An 18,096-nucleotide genomic window follows, 5' to 3' on the forward strand; every position below is an offset into this window, starting at 1 on the left:
CTGGTGGCATCGATCAACGATACGAGCAGATAGAACTACGGCCCCAAATGGGGCCGTAGTTTTTCTTACCGAAGCTTCGAACTATCAGAAGCGCTGACGGTACTGCATGTACATGTAGCGGCCCGGGACGTCGTACTGCGGATCGAAGCGGTTTGCCGAAGTGCTGTAAGCGACCGGCGGACCCTTGTCGAAGGCATTGTTCAGACCAACCGAAACCGTGGCATTCCAGGGAGTGCTGTAACGAACCTGGATGTCGTGGTACGTCGTGGCACCGATGTGATTGCGCGGCTCAGCGCCATCAGCCGTGACGCGGTCAGGATCGGAGCAATAGGCTTGCGCCAGCGCCGTCGACAACGGGCAAGCTTCTGCCATGCCGGACTTATAGCGCAGGCCCCAGTTGATGCCGAAGTCGCCAAGCGACCAGTCGACATACAGATTGGAGCGGATGCGCCAGTAAGGGTCCTGATTCAAATAGCGACCCTGGAACTGCTCAAGCTCGGAATCCGCAGTTGCCTTGGTTTCCCAGCTGGACAGATAGGTCGAATCCCAGCTGATCGTGAACTGGCCGATCGCCGTTTCGGGCAGGCGGTAGTTCACCGCAAGATCCCAGCCTTCCACCTTGTAGGAGGCTAGATTCAGCAGCGGCATGTTGATGTTCGTAACGGTGTAAGCGCCATCCGCATAATTCGGATCACGCGTTACAAGCGCGCAGTACTCGGCCTGCTCACCTGCGCTGCCGCCGTAGCACTTGTCCAGGATGAACTGCGATTCCGGACGCGTGATTGCGTTTTCGATCTCGATCTGCCACCAATCCAGGCTGATATTCAGGCCCTGCGCAAAGCTCGGGCTGAAGACCATGCCCAGCGTACGGCTGGTCGACGTTTCCGGCTGCAGCTGGTCGTTGGACGTCCAGGTGAAGGGCTCAAGCGTCTGCTTGGCACCATTGCCAGCGCCCGGCTGCACGAAGTTCGCAGGAACGCCTGCTGCCGCACAATTCTGCGCCACGACCGGGTTGCTCAGCTGGCCGGACTGGCTCGAGCATGGATCGGCATAGGTTTCGAACGAATCGGAGTTGCCTGCGAACAGATTGTTGATGCTCGGAGCGCGGAAACCTTCGCTGTAGTTACCGCGGATCATCAAGTCCTGGATGGGCTTCCAACGGAAGCCGAACTTGTTGTTCACGGTATCGCCGAAGTTGCTGTAATCGGAATAGCGGGTCGCCAGGCTGAAGTCGAGCAACTGAGCGCCAGGCAGATCGGCCAGCACCGGAACCGACAGTTCGAGGTAGAACTCGTCCAGGCTGTAGGAACCCGCGGTAGGACGTGCGCCGTTACCGGTGCTCAAGCCCGCGGCGATGAATGCGTCGGGGTCGAACTGGCCGCTTTCCTTGCGGTATTCATAGCCTGCTGCAAAACCCAGGGGGCCAGCCGGCAGGGTGAAGAGCTCGCCGCTGATGTTGGCGGTGTAACCCTTGGACTCGACCATGGACGAGTCATGCGCGGTGAAGCTCGTGTAGTCCAGTGCGTCCTGAGTGATCGAGCCACGCGGTCCAAGCGGATTGACGGGCACGCAGCCCGGAATCACGTCGCCGCCCGGGCCCGAAACGCAGACCGGAACACCATTGCGCAGTTCTGAAGGGCCATAAGCGTTGTTGAGGTTGGCGAGGTTGAACAGACCATAGGTCAGAACATTCTCGTCGGACTTGTCGTAGCGATAGCCCACGTCCCAATCGAAGCTGCGATCAGCAAATTCAAAGAAGCCTTCCAGGCCACCGTAGAAATGCCAGTTCTTGACGTTCTGATTGAACGAGCGGCCACCGGTTTCGATGAAGCGACGGTTGACGCTGGTCAGGTTCTGATCAAACGGGTTGTAGAGGCTATCTGCGCTGAGAGTCAGGCCAGTAACCGGCATTGCGGCCAGCAGCTGCTCGGACTTGCGCTCGTTGTACATCGCCTCGGTGCGGAACGTCACGTTGTCCGTGAAGTTGAAGCTACCCTGGGTGAACAGCGAGGTGCGCTCCTGCGGAGTCAGCAGGTAGTTGTCCGGTGCGGTGTTGTAGCCGTGCACGTTAGCAACGTACGGCGTTTCAACACCATTGATGAGGATACGACGCGAACCATTGCGGACATACGAGCCGGGAAAACCCGTTCCGCTCTGGCCGCTGAAGAACGGGGGGCCGCCGGCGGAAATCTCGCGATCGCCAGCCATCACCGAATCTTCCTTCACGTAGGAGGCGCCAACCATCAAAGTCGCACGGTCGGTGGTGGTGCCCAACGTAAAGTCGTACGCCTGACGCTGACCATCACCGTCGCTGTACTGGCCAACGTTGACGCCGGCTTCGGCGCCGTCGAAGTTCTTGCGGGTGATGATATTCACCACGCCGGCGATTGCATCCGAGCCGTAGATCGTCGAGGCGCCATCCTTCAGGATGTCGATGCGCTCGACCATGGCGGTCGGGATGGTGTTGAGGTCGACGCTGCCGTCCAGGCCAGTGGTCCAGCGACGTCCATTGACGAGCACCAGGGTGCGTGCGCTGCCAAGGTTACGAAGCGCGATGCCGGAGCTGCCGTCGCCACCATTGTTGAACGTACGGTTCAGAGCCGCGCCATTGGCCGCTACACGCTGCAGAACATCCGCGACAGAGGTGACACCCTGCTTGTCAATGTCCTGACGGGTCAGCGTCAGCACGGGCTGCGACGTTTCGATGTCTGCGCTCTTGATGCGCGAGCCGGTGACTTCGATCTTGTCGAGGTTAGTGGTACCGGCTTCCTGAGCGATGGCGGTACCAGTACCGCCGACGCCCACGACAAGCGCGAGGACAACTGCATCGCGCAGCTTGTTGGACTTGCAATTCATTAGCTCTCTCTCCAAGTGATCTTGGGTACTGCCAAGGGTTTGTTGGCCCGGCGGGGGATCCGAAGAAGCGGATCCAAAACGTCAGGGTGAACCGATGGTATATCCGTTGCGTCAGGAATTAAAGTCCCGTTAATGAAAAAGAAGAAAGACGTGAAATAGGGCGACGAACGGTCGGCCACAACGCAAAACGCCACCGGCTGGTGACCGGTGGCGTTGTTAAATTCTTCTTCAGAATCAGAGGCTTACAGGTCTTGCTCATACCTGACGTACGGGATGGTCCCGTCGCTGTTGCTCTCGTTGTTCGGGGCAAACGGGTTCTTGCCGCGGGAAATGACGTTCTCCGCGCCGACCGTGAGCTGGCCGCTCCAGGGGGTGCGCCAGGTCAGGCCGAGGCCCAGGCCTTCCCACTTTTCCGGCTGGCCGGGGACGTCGACCACGCGCCCGATGACATTGGCGCTGAAGGCGCCGTAGCCGCCGCCGACGCTGAGGGTCTTGCTGTCCCATTGGTCGGCAATGGCCGGCGAGACGTCGGCCAGCGGCACCAAGCGGGCGCGGGCGTAGGTGCCACCGATGGACACGAAGCCTTCGCGGCCGATGTTCTTCTGGCCGAAGACGGTGAGATCGTTCTGCTCCACGCGGGTTAGTGGGGCCTTGCCGGCACCGATCAGCCAGGAGGGCAGGGTGTCGCGGCCGGTCCCCGCAGTCACACCGGCGCGTGCGCCATTGCGGTTGAAGCCCAGCGTGGCCGACACGCGGCGCGACGCGGCCGCGCTGTCTTCTTCGTCATCGCCGATACCTGCGAGCAGGCAATGGCTGGCAAGGCCACTGATATTGGTGCCGCGGCTGCTGTTGCACAGCAGGCCGAGCGAATCGCCGGAGGTCAGGCCGAACGCGGCATCGAGCGAATTACGCCCGAAATGCCAGCGCGCGCCGGCCTTCTGCTCGCCGGTCGGTTCCAGGTAGAGGAAGGCTTCGACCTTGCCGCTGCCTTTGTTCCATACCGGCAAGATGGTGCTTTCACGGATCTGGGCTGCCGACTGCGCGTGCACGCCGCTGGCTGCCGCGAGGGCAACCAAGAGAGCGAGCGGAAGGCGCAGAAGATGTCGCATACCAGAGTTCAGACCCAGAGGCAGGTGTTAAGTTCCCGATAGCGGGCAGTGGGGATGCTAGGGTGTTTATGAATATTTAACAAGTCCTCGCTCTCCCCAGAACGTCGCTTGCCAGATGCTCTCTACTGCAACCGTTCTGGCGCATCCTGCGATGGCTGCGCTTCGCTGAAAAGTACGTCCAGCTCGGTCAACGGGAAGTGATACTCACGCCCGCAGAACTCGCACCGCACCTCGACTTCCCCAGTCGGCTCCGCTGCCGCGCGCGCTTCGTCTTCGCCCAGCGACTGCAGCATGGCGGCGACGCGCTCGCGTGAGCAAGAACAGCCGAAGCTTAGCGCCTTGTTGCCCACCAATTCGGGCGCTTCTTCATGGAATAGACGATGCAGCAGGTCTTCGCCGGCGACCGAAAGCAGTTCCGGGGCGCCCAGGGTGTCGAACAGGGCGCCCACGCGGGTCCAGCCGTCGGTGTCGCCTTCGTCGCCGGGCAGCTTTTGCAGCAGCAGGCCAGCAGCCTGGTCTGGCCCGGCGGCCAGCAGCAGGCGGGTGGGCAGCTGCTCGGACTGCAGGAAGTAGGTTTCGAACGCTTCGGCCAGATCCGGCGCCTGCATGCCGACCAGGCTCTGGTAGCGCTGCGGTTCGCGCGGGTCCAGGCCGGGGTTCTCGATGGTGATGGCCAGCAGGGCGTCGTCGCCGAGCTCGCGCAGATCGGTGGGCGCATCGGTGCCGTCGGCGATCTGGACGATGCCGCGCAAGGTGCCGGCGGCGGTGCATTCGGCAAACAGCGTGCGCAGGCGCTCATTGCCGCGCAGCTGCACCGACAGCCGGCCGTCCACCTTGGTGTGGCCGGTGAACAGCGCGGACGCGACTGCGGCTTCGCCAAGCAACTGGCGTGCAAATGGCGGGTAGTGGGCAGTGCCCTGGATGTCGCGCCAGGCCTGGGTCAGACGCACATGCACGCCACGCACGCCGGCGGCAGGCAACAGGAAACGGGAAAGCTGATCGTGATCGGTCATGAGGGCGTCGGACGTAAGGGACGCCAGTGCCGGATAATGCGGCAGGCATCGGGATGAAGGTCGTAGCGAACAATGGGGACGGACGGATTGGATGACAAGCAGGTCAGGCCACCGCGTCGGGCGCGGCGCTGGCTGCGCTGGGTGCTGGCGGCACCGTTGCTGTTCGCTGCAGCGAGCGTGCTGCAGGTGTTGGCGCTGCGCATCATCGACCCGCCCATCAGCACGGTGATGGTGGGCCGCTACCTGGAGGCCTGGGGCGAGGGTGAGGCGGGGTTCTCGCTGCACCATCAGTGGCGCGACCTCGACGAGATCGCGCCCAGCCTGCCGATTTCGGTGGTGGCCGCCGAAGACCAGCAGTTTCCGTCTCACCATGGGTTCGATCTACAGGCGATCGAGAAGGCACGCGACTACAACGCGCGCGGTGGCCGCGTGCGCGGCGCCAGCACCATCAGTCAGCAGGTCGCCAAGAACGTGTTCCTGTGGCAAGGCCGCAGTTGGGTGCGCAAGGGGCTGGAGGCCTGGTACACGCTGCTGATCGAGCTGTTCTGGCCCAAGCAACGCATCCTGGAGATGTATGTGAACGTGGCCGAATTCGGCGACGGAATTTACGGCGCGCAAGCAGCTGCGCGGCAATTCTGGGGCAAGGATGCGTCGCGGCTGACGCCGACCGAATCGGCGCGTCTTGCAGCGGTACTGCCATCGCCGCGCCGCTATGACGCACGCCGCCCCGGCGCCTATGTGCAGCGCCGCACTGCGTGGATCCAGCGCCAGGCTCGCCAGTTGGGTGGCCCCGGCTATCTGCAGGCGCCATGAGCGCGACCGCGATGCTGCCGGCCGATCAGAACGCTCCGCTCACCGCGGAACGCCTGACCGTGGTGATTGCCGCCTTCAACGAAGCGACCAGCATCCCGTTGCTGCACCCGCGCCTGCAGGGTGTCCTGGCTGGCCTGAGCGGCGTGCAGACGCACGTGCTGTATGTCGACGATGGCAGCACCGACGACACCTGGCAGGTGCTGCAGGCGCTCACCGATGCCGATGCTCAGGTCAGCGCAGTGCGGTTGTCGCGTAATTTCGGCAAGGAAGTGGCGATCTCGGCCGGTCTGGACCATGTGCTGCCGGGCGCGGTGGTGCTGCTGGACGCCGATGGCCAGGATCCGCCGGAGCTCATTCCCGAGTTCGTCGCGTTGTGGCGCGCCGGGTACGACAACATCTTCGGCACGCGGGTGTTTCGCGAAGGCGAGAGCTGGTTGAAGCGTGCGGCCGCGCATGCGTTCTACCGGGTGATCCGGCAATTGTCGCGAACGCCGATTCCTGCCGACACCGGTGATTTCCGGCTGCTCTCGCCTCGGGTGGTGCAGGCGCTGCAGCAATTGCGCGAACGCCATCGTTTCATGAAAGGCCTGTTTGGCTGGGTGGGATTTCGCCAGGTGGCGCTCCCGTACCGGCGCGCACCGCGCCTGTCGGGGCGCAGCAAGTTCACGGTGTGGCGGCTGTGGAATTTCGCGCTGGACGGCATCACCAGCTTCTCCACCGTGCCGCTGCGCGCGGCCACCTACCTGGGCATGCTGACAGCGCTGGTGGCGTTCGTGTTTGGTGGCTGGGTGATCGTCAAGGCGGCACTGATGGGCGATCCGGTGCCCGGCTGGCCGACCATGATGTCGATCATCCTGTTCCTGGGCGGCATCCAGCTGATCGCGCTGGGCATGATCGGCGAATACCTGGGGCGCCTGTACGACGAGGCCAAGCAACGGCCGCTGTATCTGATCGACACGTATCGCGGCGTGGCGGGAGTATCCTCGGGCGACCAGTCCAATCGCGGAGCAGGCCATGCAAACGGTACGGCAGCTGTTGGGGATGAAGCAGGTTGAGGTGTTTTCCGTCGCGGCCGACGCCGCGGTGATCGAGGCCATCCGTCTGATGGCCGACAAGAGCATCGGTGCGGTGTTGGTGATGGAGGGCGAGCGCCTGGTCGGCATCGTGTCCGAGCGGGATTACGCGCGCAAGGTGGTGTTGCGGGACCGTTCCTCGTCCAGCACCAGCGTAGCCGAGATCATGAGCCACGCGGTGGTGACGGTGTCGCCCGCAGACTCGGTCGAGCACTGCATGCAGCTGATGACCGATGGGCGTTTCCGGCATCTGCCGGTGGTAGATAACGGCCGGGTGCAGGGCGTGATCTCCATCGGCGATCTGGTCAAGGCGGTGATCGAAGCGCAGCAACAGGACATCGATCAGTTGCAGCGCTACATCTCCAGCTGAGGCGAGGCGTTACTGCGCGTACTTGCCGCCGCAGTCGCTGTCCTTGCCGGGGCCGGGTTCGAAGGTCGCCAGCAGGGCAGCGGGCGGGGCGATGCTGCCCAGTGCAACCGCGATGGCGCCACGCACGCCCAGCGCCTTGAAATCCGGGCGGAACGACGGGTCCTTGAAGGTCCCGCCGATCCGCAGTGGCGAGCGCAGGCTGAGGATGCTGCGATCCTTCGGGCGCGGGCGCAGCAGCAGATCCAGCTGCTCGTCCTTCAAGCTGATGCTGCCTTCGCCGATGATGATGGTGTCGGTGCTGTCGAATGCCAGCGCGCGCGATTGCATCACGCCATCGCGCACACCGAAGTCGCCGAAGATGCAGCGCACCGGAATCTGCCGGTCGCGGGTGACAAGGTATTTCAGCGATTCGGCAATATCCAGGCCGGCCAGTTCCATGATCAGGTTGCCCACGTGACCGCGGCCCATGCCCACACCGATCGAGCCGTCGGCGGTACCGAGCATGGCGGCGATCGAGTTGCCACGTCCTTTCAGATCCAGATCGCCACCGATTGCGCCAGACGCCTGCTTGGCCAGGGTGGCATCGGGAAACAGCTTGTCCAGGCGGATACCGCGAATCGCGGCCTGCAGCTGGGTGGAAATCACCGGGTTGCGTGCGTCCATGCGGATGGTGGAGCGGATATCGCCGCCCGCCATGCCGAAATTGAGTGGATCCAGCTGCAGCAATCCATCCTTCAAGCGCAGCGATGCATCCATGTCGTCCAGCGGCCATGACGGTGTATTGATGCGCTGCGCGCGCCAGCGCACCTGCGCATCCATCGCCCGCAATTTGGACAGGTCATAGGGCGTGTCGGGCAGTACGCGGGTGTCGGCGGCCAATTGCGCTGCCCGCTTCTTTTGCTCGGCGTTAGCCGATTCGTTGGCGCCGGTCTTGGGCGGTGCACCGACAAACCCGGCGAGGTCGTCGAAATCCAGGCGTTTGGAGGCCAGATCGGCGCGCAGGAAGGGGCGCTTGTTGCGCAGATCCACTTCGGCGGTGCCTGAGAGATCGCTATCGCCGGCCTTGCCGGTGAAATCTTCGTAGCGCCAGATATCGCCGTTGCGGCGCAGGTGGCCATCCAGCGTGTACGGCGGGGTGGAGGGAATCGCCACGCCGGTTAGCGGATACAGGTCCTCCATGTCCTGGCCGCTCAATGCCATCTGCAGGTCGAACACCTGGAACTGAAACGGATTGGTCAGCGTGCCGCGCACGTGGGTGCGGGTGGCCCCGGCACTGCCGCGCAGGTCGATCCGGAACGGGTGCTCGGTCTGGCTCAGCTCCAGCGGCGAGGCGGTATTGCCTTTGAGCGTGAAGGGATACCCCTTCCAGCGACCCTTGCCGTCGATGCCGATCGGCGCGGCGCGCTGATCGCTGCGCGGTGGTGCCAGGCTGTTGATGGCGACGTCCACGTCAGACTTGTTGGCCGCATCGATGTACTGCAGCCGGCCGTCCTGCACCAGCAACCGGCCCAATCGCGGCAGGGTGCCATCGCCACCGCTGGTCTCGAACACCCAGTTGCCGGGGTGGGTATCGTCGCCGGCTTCCAGTACCACCTTGGTGTGCTCCAGCCGGATCTCCGGCAGGCGCACCTTGCCGCGCAGCAATGGCCAGAATTCGACATCGATTTCGGCTGAGCGCATCTGCGCCATGGGGCCGCGTTTGGACCATGCAGCATTGCCCAGGCTCAGCTGCTCACCGCGCACGGTGACGATGCGGCCCAGATCCACATCCAGATGGCCCAGGTGGAATTCGCGCCCCGTCTTGGCGCTGACTGCGCGCTCCACCGGGCCGCGCAACCAGTTCCAGTCGAACACCAGCACCAGGATCACGATCAGTGCCAGCACGATGCCGGTGCCGATCAACCAGCGGCGTCGGCGTGGTTGGCGGGAAGGGCGGGCGGCGATGGAAGCTGTCGGGGTAGTCACCCGACCCATGGTTGGCGAAGCCTCGTGCACGGCGCGCGAACGCGCCATCGGTCACACGATTTGCGCGGTCACCGCCACAAAGTGGCAAGCGCTGCCGGCGAGCACGAACAGATGCCAGATGGCGTGGAAATAGCGCTGCGTGTCGCGTTGGTAGAAGTAGGTGCCCAACGTATAGAAGAGCCCGCCGGCGAGCAGCCAGCATAGAGACCAGGTGTCGACCGCCGCCAGCAGCGGCTTGATCGCCACGATGATCAGCCAGCCCATTGCCAGGTAAAGGATGGTCGACAACAGCCGGAAGCGGCCGGTGAAAAACAGCTTGAAGATCACGCCCGCTGCGGCAATGGTCCAGATCGCAGCGAACAGGCTCCAGCCCCATGGCCCACGCAGGTTGATCAGCATAAACGGCGTGTAGGTGCCTGCAATGAGCAGATAGATCGCGCAGTGATCGAGCACCTGCAGGCGGGCCTTGGCACCCACGTGCGGGATGGCATGGAACAGCGTGGATGCGACATACAGCAGGATCAGCGTGGCACTGAAAACGATGGTGGTGGCCAGCTGCCAGCCATCGCCGTAGATCGCGGCCAGGGTGATCAGGACCGAGCCACCGGCCAGTGCGGCGATCGCGCCCAGGCCGTGGGTCACCGCACTGGCGATTTCATCGCGCAGGTCGGTGGAGGGGGGGGCATCTGCATTCATGCCCAAAAGGTACCGTAACCGCGCGCAAATCGCATCGCCAGCGGTGGCGCTGGCTTGTGGCGATTCAAGTGGCGGTCAATCGACCGCCGTGGCGTAGGCGTGTTCGCGCGTTGCGGAAAAGCGCACGTCCGGCGCGCGTTCCTGGGCCAGTTGCAGGTTGACCCGGGTGGGTGCGAGATACACCAGTTGCCCGGCCGCATCGATGCCCAGATTGCCGGCGTTCTTCTCGCGGAATTCTTCCAACTTCTTGGGGTTGTCGCAGTGCACCCAGCGTGCGGTGGTGACGCTCACCGGTTCGAAGATCGCATCCACGCCGTACTCGTCCTTGAGCCGGTAGGCCACCACGTCGAACTGCAGCACACCGACCGCGCCGAGGATCAAGTCGTTGCTCATCAGCGGGCGGAAGAACTGCGTGGCGCCTTCTTCGGACAATTGTGCCAGGCCCTTCTGCAACTGCTTGAGCTTGAGCGGGTCGCGCAGGCGTGCGCGGCGGAACAATTCCGGCGCGAAGTTGGGAATGCCGGTGAACGACAGCGATTCGCCTTCGGTGAAGGTATCGCCGATGGAGATGGTGCCGTGGTTGTGGATGCCGATCACATCGCCCGGCCACGCTTCGGCGGCGATCTCGCGATCGGAGGCCATGAAGGTCAGCGCGTTGGCCAGCTTCACGTCCTTGCCGCTGCGCACGTGCAATGCCTTCATGCCGGCGGTGAACTTGCCCGAGCACACGCGCATGAACGCCACGCGGTCGCGGTGCTGCGGGTCCATGTTGGCCTGGATCTTGAACACGAAGCCGCTCAACTTGGGCTCGACCGCTTCGACCCGGCGGCCGGTGGTATCGCGTGCCTGCGGCGGCGGTGCGTGCTCGACGAAGAAATCCAGCAACGGCTGCACGCCGAAGTTGTTGACGCCCGAGCCGAAGAACACCGGCGTCTGCTGCCCGGCGCGGTAGGCATCCAGGTCGAACGGATTGCTGGCGCCTTGCACCAGTTCCAGCTCCTCGCGCAGTTCGTCCAGCATCTGCGTGCCAATCTTTTCGGCAAGACCCGGTGCATCGAGCGAGGGAAAAATGGTGGAGTCCTGACGGGTGAAGTTGCGGCCCTGCTCGTACAGGTGCACTTCGCCGGTGATCAGATGCACCACACCCTTCAGGCGCTGGCCCATGCCGATCGGCCAGGTGACCGGGGCGCACTGGATGCCCAGCACCGTTTCCACTTCGTCCAGCAGGTCGATCGGGTTCTTGCCTTCGCGATCGAGCTTGTTGATGAAGGTCATGATGGGGGTGTCGCGCAGGCGGCAGACTTCCATCAACTTGATGGTGCGTTCTTCCACGCCCTTGGCCACGTCGATCACCATCAGCGCCGAGTCCACCGCGGTCAGCACGCGATAGGTGTCCTCGCCGAAGTCGGCGTGGCCGGGGGTGTCGAGCAGGTTGACGATCTTGTCCTCGTACGGGAACTGCATCACCGAGGAGGTCACCGAGATGCCGCGCTCTTTTTCCAGCGCCATCCAGTCCGAGGTGGCGTGGCGGGCAGCCTTGCGTCCCTTCACCGAGCCGGCCATCTGGATCGCGCCGCCGAACAGCAGCAGCTTTTCGGTCAGCGTGGTCTTGCCGGCGTCTGGATGGGAAATAATGGCGAAGGTGCGGCGGCGCGCGGCTTCGTTGGAGACTTCGGACATGAGGGGGCGCGCCCGGTCGGACGCCTGTGGAAACTGAGGAAGCCGGTGATTATAGCGGCTTCGGTGCGCCGGCCAGCGGTAGCCCAGGGCGCCTGGCTGGCGCTGGCGGCACGCGTCAGGGCGCGGGCGAGGGGAAGTGCAGCTCGCCTTGTGGGCCGCTCATCCGGAATGGCAGCGAGATCAGCCGCAGGCCGACATTGCGTTGCACCGCGAAATGCAGGTGCGGCGCGGTGCTGAAGCCGGTGCTGCCGGCGCTGCCGAGCCGCTCGCCGCTACGCAGGCGCTGGCCGGGGTGCACCAGCACGCCCGTCGGAGCCAGATGGGCGTAGATCGCCATGCTGCCATCGGCATGCAGCAGGCGCACCAGGTTGCCGCCGCCGGCGTCCGGCCCATGCGGGCCGGCTTCGTCGGCGCCTTGCTGGATCTCCATGACCACGCCGTCGCGGGCGGCCAGCACCGGGGTACCGGCGGGCAGGGCGAAGTCGATGGCATACCAGTTGGGATCGTCGCTGTGGCTGTACTGACCGCCATAGCCTTGGTCCACCTGGATCGGCACATCGCGGAACGGCAACTGGTAGCGCGCTTCCTGCAGTTGCGCCTGCGGGTCGCCGGGCACCACCTCCAGCCGCAGGCCGAGCCCGTCCAGGGTCCTGCGCTGGCTGACCGGGTACACGCGGGCCAGCAGGCGCCGTTCGCGCGCGCCCAGCAACTGCACCAACGGAAGCTGCGGCACGGCGCGGTAGTCGGCGCTGGGCGGTGCGCTCAGGCGCACTTCGGCCGGGCCGTCCAGTGGATTGACGGCCCAGGCCAGATACACCGGCGCCTGCCATTCGAGCTGCAGGGCCGGGCCCGGTGCGGCAGTGGTTTCGGCGCGTTGCGACGCACTTGCAGGTGGCATTGCGCCCGTTGCCGCTGCGCCAGGCCAATGCCAGCGCAGCTGCGCGACGACAGGCGCCGCGGGGGTGCACAACAGCAGGATGACGGCGGAAACGGCGGCACGAAGCATGGGCGAGCGACTGCAGTCGAGGTCGGGCGAGAGGGGCGCAAGTATGCGGTCCATCACAGCCAGGTGGTATCGGATGAAAATATATCTTTCCATCCGCATGAAGAGATTGACATCGCAAAAAGGCGGTGGCATCGTAGCCTCACCATCGAGACCGGCGGAGGGACAGGCCCTTTGATGCCGGGGCAGCCAGCGGAGCGCGCAAGCGCACGCGTTTGGTGCCAAATCCTGCGGGGACCTCCGCGTCCGCCGAAAGATGGTTCGAATCGTGCCCTCTGCACGTCGAACGCGAGCTCCCGCGAAGCTCGATGGCCGATCCACCCCGGATATCGCCATGAGCCTCGTGACCACAGCATCGCCACTCACCACCGCTGACACCTACACGCCCGCCGCTGATAGCGACGCCCCGCCTGCCGTGCGCGGCGAGCTCGTCATCAATCTACCGATGTGCCACGCCGGCCAACGCGAGCTGCGCCTGCGCTACGAACTGGTTGGCGCGGAGCAGGCGCCGGTGGTGTTCGTGGCGGGCGGAATTTCAGCCCATCGCCATCTCGCTGCCAGCGCTGTGTTCCCCGAGAAAGGTTGGGTAGAGGGGCTGGTCGGTGCCGGCCGCGCGCTGGACCCGGCGTCGCGCCGACTGTTGGCCTTCGATTTCCTCGGGGCCGACGGCAGCCTGGATGCGCCGATCGACACCGCCGACCAAGCCGATGCAATCGCCGCACTGCTGGATGCGCTGGGCATCGCGCGCCTGCACGGCTTTGTCGGTTATTCCTACGGCGCGCTGGTCGGCCTGCAATTCGCCAGCCGACATGCGGCGCGGCTGCACACGCTGGTTGCGGTGAGTGGTGCGCATCGCGCCCATCCGTATGCCGCCGCATGGCGTGCCCTGCAGCGGCGCGCGGTGGCGCTTGGCCAGTTGCAATGCGCCGAGCACCACGGGCTCGCCCTGGCACGCCAGTTCGCGATGCTGAGCTACCGCACCCCGGAAGAATTCAGCGAGCGCTTCGATGCGCCGCCGGAAGTGATCAATGGCCGCGTGCGCGTGGCCGCCGAAGACTATCTGGATGCCGCTGGCGCCCAATACGTGGCGCGCACGCCGGTGAACGCCTATCTGCGCCTGTCCGAGTCCATCGACCTGCACCGCATCGACCCGGCCGCGGTCGCCGTGCCCACGGTGGTGGTTGCGGTGGAAGGCGACCGCCTGGTGCCGCTGGCCGATCTGGTCAGCCTGGTCGAAGGGCTGGGCCCGCGCGGCAGTTTGCGCGTGCTGCGCTCGCCCTACGGCCATGACGCCTTCCTCAAAGAAATCGATCGCATCGACGCGATCCTCACCACTGCCCTTCGCACGACCGGAGAAACCGCATGAGCTTTCGTGACCCTGCCGACGCGCCCTGTAGCGCTGCCACCGCCGCCGTCCGTGCCGGAATCGACCGGGACACCGCCTACGGCGCGGTGACGCCGCCGATCGTGCTGTCGTCGAACTTCTCCTTCGACGGCTTCGGCAACAAGCGCCAGTACGACTACACCCGCAGCGGCAACCCCACCCGCGACCTGCTCGGCGAAGCTTTGGCCGAACTGGAAGGCGGCGCCGGCGGCGTGATCACCTCCACCGGCATGGGCGCGATCAACCTGGTGCTCAATGCCTTGCTGCAGCCCGGCGACACCCTGGTGGTGCCGCACGATGCCTACGGCGGCAGCTGGCGGTTGTTCAACGCGCTGGCCAAGAAGGGCCATTTCGCCTTGATCACCGCCGACCTCACCGACCCGCGCTCGCTGGCTGATGCATTGGCGCAGTCGCCCAAGCTGGTACTGATCGAAACCCCGTCCAACCCGTTGCTGCGCATCACAGATCTGCGCTTTGTCATCGAGGCCGCGCACAAGGTGGGCGCGCTGACCGTGGTGGACAACACCTTCCTGTCGCCGGCGCTGCAAAAGCCGCTGGAATTTGGCGCCGATGTGGTGCTGCATTCCACCACCAAGTACGTCAACGGCCACAGCGATGTGGTGGGTGGCGCGGTGATCGCGCGTGATGCGGAGCTGCACCAGCAGCTGGTGTGGTGGGCCAACGCGCTGGGCCTGACCGGATCGCCGTTTGACGCGTTCCTGACCTTACGCGGGCTGCGCACGCTCGATGCCCGCCTGCGGGTGCACCAGGAAAACGCCGATGCGATCGCGGTGCTGCTGGACGAACACGCGGCAGTGAACCAGGTGTATTTCCCCGGGCTGGCATCGCATCCTGGCCATGCGCTGGCGGCGCGCCAGCAGAAGGGCTTCGGCGCGATGATCAGCTTCGAGCTCAATGGCGGTGAGGCGGCGGTGCGTGCGTTCGTCGACGGGCTGCGTTATTTCACCCTGGCCGAATCGCTGGGCGGCGTGGAGAGCCTGATTGCGCATCCGGCCTCGATGACGCACGCGGCGATGACCGCCGAAGCGCGCGCTGCGGCCGGTATTTCCGATGGCTTGTTGCGGCTGTCGGTGGGCATTGAATCCGCTGAGGATCTGCTGGTCGATCTGCGCGCCGGCCTGGCACGTGCGGAAGCCGCGGTGAGCGCGGTCGCGCGCAAACAGGTCGACGCGTGAGCGCCGTGCTGCCTGTCTCGCGCCGTTCGCCGGTGGCTGCCGTGACGCCCACACCGCGGCTCGCCCTGTTGGGCACCGGCACGGTGGGGCGTGCCTTCGTGACGCGCTATACCGCCTTGCAGCAACGTCAGTTGCGCCTGCCGCGCTTTGACTGGCTGGCCAACTCGCGCATCGCCCACGACTGTGGTGCTGGCGCAGAGCAGGCACTGCAGCTGGCCAACGCGGCGCCGCGTGGCCGTGCGGAGCTGCAGCCGTGGGCAGAAACCACTGCGCTGCGCGCCGGCGATGTGCTGGTGGATGCCACCGCCAGCGACGTGGTGGCGGACTGGCACGTGGAGTGGCTGACCCGCGGCGTGCATGTAGTGACCGCCAACAAGCTGGGCCAGGGCACGGCGTTGTCGCGTGCGCAGGACCTGTATGCCGCGCGTCACGCCAGTGGCGCGTATTACGGCGACAGTGCCACCGTGGGTGCTGGGCTGCCCTTGCTCAGCAGCGTGCGTGCACTAGTGGCCGGCGGCGACCAGATTCATTCGATCGAAGGGGTGTTGTCGGGGTCGTTGGCGTGGCTGTTTCATCGCTACGATGGCAGTACGCCGTTCTCGGCGTGCGTCCGCGAAGCGATGGCGGCCGGGTACACCGAGCCCGATCCGCGCATCGATCTCTCCGGTGAGGACGTGCGCCGCAAATTGCTGATCCTGGCGCGTGCGGCCGGGCAACCACTGGAAGCCGAGCAGGTGCATGTGGAATCGCTGGTGCCTGCCGCGCTGGCGTCCGTGGGGCCGGAGGCGGTGGATGCGCACCTGGAAACACTCGACGCGCTGGTGCAGACACGTTGGCAGCAGGCCCGCGCCGCGGGCCGCTGCCTGCGATTCGTCGGCCGCGTGGACGGGCATGGGGCAAGCGTGGGCTTACGCGAATTGGCCCTGGACCACCCGCTGGCGGGCGGCGCGGGCACCGATAACCGTGTCGCCATCAGCAGCGATCGCTACCGCGACCAGCCGCTGTTGATTCAAGGGCCGGGCGCCGGTGCCGAAGTGACCGCGGCGGCGTTGCTGGACGATGTGCTGCGGATCGTTGCTGGCTGAGGTTGCGGTGCTTCGCACCCGACGTCTTGTTGGTGCTGTCGCGTGCGAAGGATGCTGCGGTTCGGCCCGTGCGGTGTCGCCGCTGCGCTGTCGGCTCCTGCGGTGCGGGCAAGCTGGGGCAGCGCGTGGGTGACCGCAGACAGCCCCCGTGGAATGCTTCTGACAGAATTGGATTTGCGCGCTAAACCACGTGTTCCCAATCGGCGTTAGGCGCGTGGTGATCGCGCACGCGCCTGGAGCTGGCAGGCGGCGCGCATGTCAGAGTCTGCGCGCCGCAACTGGCTAGCGGGAAATCGCCTTCAATAATTCAGAATTGAAGCGCACCGGATCCTGCACCTGTGGCGAATGTCCCAGGTCGGCGAATTCGACCAGCGTGGCATTCGGAATGGCCTCGGCGGCGCGTTTGCCCAGCTTGGTGTAGTCACCCACGCGCGCCTTCACCGCTGGCGGTGCGGTGTCCTTGCCGATGGCAGTGCGGTCCTTGAGCCCGATGAACAGCGTGGTTGGCACGGCGAGCTTGGGCAGCTCATAGACCACCGGCTGATTGAACACCATGTCGTAGGTCAGCGCCTGATTCCAGGCCACGGCCTGTTTGCCGCGGCCCAGCGACATGCCGGCCTGCATGCGCGCCCAGCGCTCGAATTCCGGCTTCCATTGGCCAGCGTAGTACACGTCCATCTGGTACTTCTTGATGCGCTCGAAGCTGATCTTCAGCTCATTGTCGTACCAGGCATCCACGCTGCGCCACGGAATGCCTTCGGCCTTCCAGTCTTCCAGCCCGATCGGGTCGACCAGCGCGAGGTGCTCGGTCGCTTGCGGGTACATCAGTGCATAGCGGATCGCGAGCATGCCGCCCATCGAGTGCCCAACCACCACGGCGCGCTGGAGACCGAGCTTCTGCAGCAGGGCATGCGTGTTGTCGGCGAGCTGTGCGAACGAGAACTGATAGGCGGCCGGTTTGCTGGATTTGCAAAAGCCCACCTGGTCCGGCGCGATCACGCGGTAGCCGGCCTTGCTCAGTGCGGCGATGGTTTGCTCCCAGGTGGCGGCGCAGAAATTCTTGCCGTGCAGCAGCACGGCGGTGCGCCCGTTGGCTTTGCCCGTTGGCGCAACATCCAGGTACGCCATCTCCAGCGCCTGCTGTTGCGACGTAAAGGCGTAAGTTTTCACTGGATATGGGTAATCGAAGCCTTCCAGGCGAGGGCCGTAACTGGCCTCCTGGGCCATCAGCGGGCCGCAGGCCAGCGCCAGGGCGAGAGAGCAGGCAAGGTGTCGCATCGCGATCTCCAGGTGAGCAATGCCGCAAGGCTACACAGCGCGCTGTGGTGAGCGCGTACAGCACGTGGCGGCCGCTACTGAGCGCCACCCAACGCTTGCGCTGTACACGGGCGTCGCGGCTGTACCTGGATCGAACTGTCGAGCAACGGTTTGGTTGGCAGCTAGCGTCGCGCTGACCATCGCGATTTGACGCGCGCTTGTCAGAACAGGCGAGTGGAGAAATAAAAGAAGCATCGCAGACGCGTGCGAGGGCAACACGGTGCCACGCGCACCACGCGGGCGATTGCGATCAACGTATCCACGGCGCGCCGCGGTGCCGTACGGCCGCTGCTTGGAACAAGCGCAGCGTCCGCGCGTAGTACTGTCATGTTGTCCAACCGGTCACCGCTTGCGTCCAGCAAATGATGGCCGGTCTTGTGTCACGCACGCACTAAGAGCAGCGATCAAAACGACTGCGCAGCCGCCAGGCGGGCGCGGCCGGTGCTCGGAATCGGCATGTACCCCCCACGTACACTCCGGTTCCTCAGCGCCGTCCGCACCCACCTGACGACTGCTCGCTACGTTTTGTTAGCCGC

General features: G+C 64.9%; 14 protein-coding genes, 1 other RNA gene and 1 riboswitch. Of the genes, 7 read left to right on the plus strand and 8 right to left on the minus strand.

The window, feature by feature from the left end; translation table 11 throughout:
• Positions 1 to 84 precede the first annotated feature (84 nt).
• The 3 genes from ACCQ09_RS06270 to hslO all read right to left on the minus strand — a co-directional run bounded on the left by ACCQ09_RS06270 (position 85) and on the right by hslO (position 4,978).
• Positions 85 to 2,856: a TonB-dependent receptor gene (locus tag ACCQ09_RS06270; RefSeq protein WP_016944144.1), complete on the minus strand. Its 2,772-nt coding sequence runs from the start codon at positions 2,854 to 2,856 to the stop codon at positions 85 to 87.
• Between the two features lie 242 nt (positions 2,857 to 3,098).
• Positions 3,099 to 3,932, minus strand: a complete 834-nt coding sequence (locus tag ACCQ09_RS06275) for an XOO1806 family protein (RefSeq protein WP_016944143.1) — start codon at positions 3,930 to 3,932, stop codon at positions 3,099 to 3,101.
• 155 nt (positions 3,933 to 4,087) lie between these two features.
• Entirely contained in the window at positions 4,088 to 4,978 is an 891-nt protein-coding gene (gene hslO, locus ACCQ09_RS06280) for an Hsp33 family molecular chaperone HslO (RefSeq protein ID WP_040940896.1), read from the minus strand.
• Between the two features lie 72 nt (positions 4,979 to 5,050).
• Between hslO and mtgA the strand changes: the two genes are divergently transcribed.
• Genes mtgA through ACCQ09_RS06295 form a run of 3 tightly spaced genes read left to right on the plus strand, consistent with a single transcriptional unit; the run spans position 5,051 to position 7,234 of the window.
• Positions 5,051 to 5,791: a monofunctional biosynthetic peptidoglycan transglycosylase gene (gene mtgA, locus ACCQ09_RS06285; RefSeq protein WP_040940897.1), complete on the plus strand. Its 741-nt coding sequence runs from the start codon at positions 5,051 to 5,053 to the stop codon at positions 5,789 to 5,791.
• 11 nt (positions 5,792 to 5,802) lie between these two features.
• The gene (locus tag ACCQ09_RS06290) at positions 5,803 to 6,846 is read left to right on the plus strand and encodes a glycosyltransferase family 2 protein (RefSeq protein ID WP_040942263.1); all 1,044 of its coding nucleotides are present in this window, start codon (positions 5,803 to 5,805) and stop codon (positions 6,844 to 6,846) included.
• On the plus strand, positions 6,806 to 7,234 hold the full coding sequence (locus ACCQ09_RS06295) for a CBS domain-containing protein (protein WP_040942264.1): 429 nt from the start codon (positions 6,806 to 6,808) through the stop codon (positions 7,232 to 7,234). The genes ACCQ09_RS06290 and ACCQ09_RS06295 overlap by 41 nt, the downstream gene beginning before the upstream one ends.
• Positions 7,235 to 7,243: 9 nt before the next feature.
• On the opposite strand, the gene ACCQ09_RS06300 is transcribed toward ACCQ09_RS06295, so the two are convergent.
• From ACCQ09_RS06300 to ACCQ09_RS06315, 4 genes are all read right to left on the minus strand, one after another.
• A complete protein-coding gene (locus tag ACCQ09_RS06300; RefSeq protein ID WP_040942265.1) occupies positions 7,244 to 9,208 on the minus strand; it encodes an AsmA family protein in 1,965 nt (654 codons plus the stop codon).
• Positions 9,209 to 9,250: 42 nt separating this feature from the next.
• Complete coding sequence (gene trhA, locus ACCQ09_RS06305) at positions 9,251 to 9,895, minus strand: PAQR family membrane homeostasis protein TrhA (protein WP_011037985.1); 645 nt, start codon at positions 9,893 to 9,895, stop codon at positions 9,251 to 9,253.
• 75 nt (positions 9,896 to 9,970) lie between these two features.
• Positions 9,971 to 11,575: a peptide chain release factor 3 gene (locus tag ACCQ09_RS06310; RefSeq protein ID WP_011037984.1), complete on the minus strand. Its 1,605-nt coding sequence runs from the start codon at positions 11,573 to 11,575 to the stop codon at positions 9,971 to 9,973.
• 115 nt (positions 11,576 to 11,690) lie between these two features.
• The gene (locus ACCQ09_RS06315) at positions 11,691 to 12,581 is read right to left on the minus strand and encodes a M23 family metallopeptidase (RefSeq protein ID WP_016944139.1); all 891 of its coding nucleotides are present in this window, start codon (positions 12,579 to 12,581) and stop codon (positions 11,691 to 11,693) included.
• Between the two features lie 139 nt (positions 12,582 to 12,720).
• A riboswitch (SAM riboswitch) is annotated at positions 12,721 to 12,841 on the plus strand.
• A gap of 71 nt (positions 12,842 to 12,912) precedes the next feature.
• Here ACCQ09_RS06315 and metX point away from each other — a divergent pair.
• From metX to ACCQ09_RS06330, 3 genes are read left to right on the plus strand one after another with little or no spacing between them, the layout of a single operon-like run.
• On the plus strand, positions 12,913 to 13,944 hold the full coding sequence (gene metX / locus ACCQ09_RS06320; protein ID WP_016944138.1) for a homoserine O-succinyltransferase MetX: 1,032 nt from the start codon (positions 12,913 to 12,915) through the stop codon (positions 13,942 to 13,944).
• Positions 13,941 to 15,158 (plus strand): O-succinylhomoserine (thiol)-lyase, encoded by a 1,218-nt coding sequence (locus ACCQ09_RS06325; protein ID WP_012437745.1) that lies wholly within the window; start codon positions 13,941 to 13,943, stop codon positions 15,156 to 15,158. Before metX ends, ACCQ09_RS06325 begins: the two co-directional genes overlap by 4 nt.
• Positions 15,155 to 16,243, plus strand: a complete 1,089-nt coding sequence (locus ACCQ09_RS06330) for a homoserine dehydrogenase family protein (RefSeq protein WP_012437746.1) — start codon at positions 15,155 to 15,157, stop codon at positions 16,241 to 16,243. The genes ACCQ09_RS06325 and ACCQ09_RS06330 overlap by 4 nt, the downstream gene beginning before the upstream one ends.
• A 282-nt stretch (positions 16,244 to 16,525) precedes the next feature.
• Here ACCQ09_RS06330 and ACCQ09_RS06335 read toward each other — a convergent pair whose 3' ends face one another.
• On the minus strand, positions 16,526 to 17,521 hold the full coding sequence (locus ACCQ09_RS06335; protein WP_040940898.1) for an alpha/beta fold hydrolase: 996 nt from the start codon (positions 17,519 to 17,521) through the stop codon (positions 16,526 to 16,528).
• 495 nt (positions 17,522 to 18,016) lie between these two features.
• On the opposite strand from ACCQ09_RS06335, the gene ACCQ09_RS06340 reads away from it, so the two are divergent.
• Positions 18,017 to 18,094: non-coding RNA, sX9 sRNA (locus tag ACCQ09_RS06340), on the plus strand.
• The last annotated feature ends 2 nt before the right edge of the window (positions 18,095 to 18,096 follow it).

The organism is Xanthomonas sp. NCPPB 2586, from assembly GCF_041475775.2.
Taxonomy (GTDB): domain Bacteria; phylum Pseudomonadota; class Gammaproteobacteria; order Xanthomonadales; family Xanthomonadaceae; genus Xanthomonas; species Xanthomonas campestris.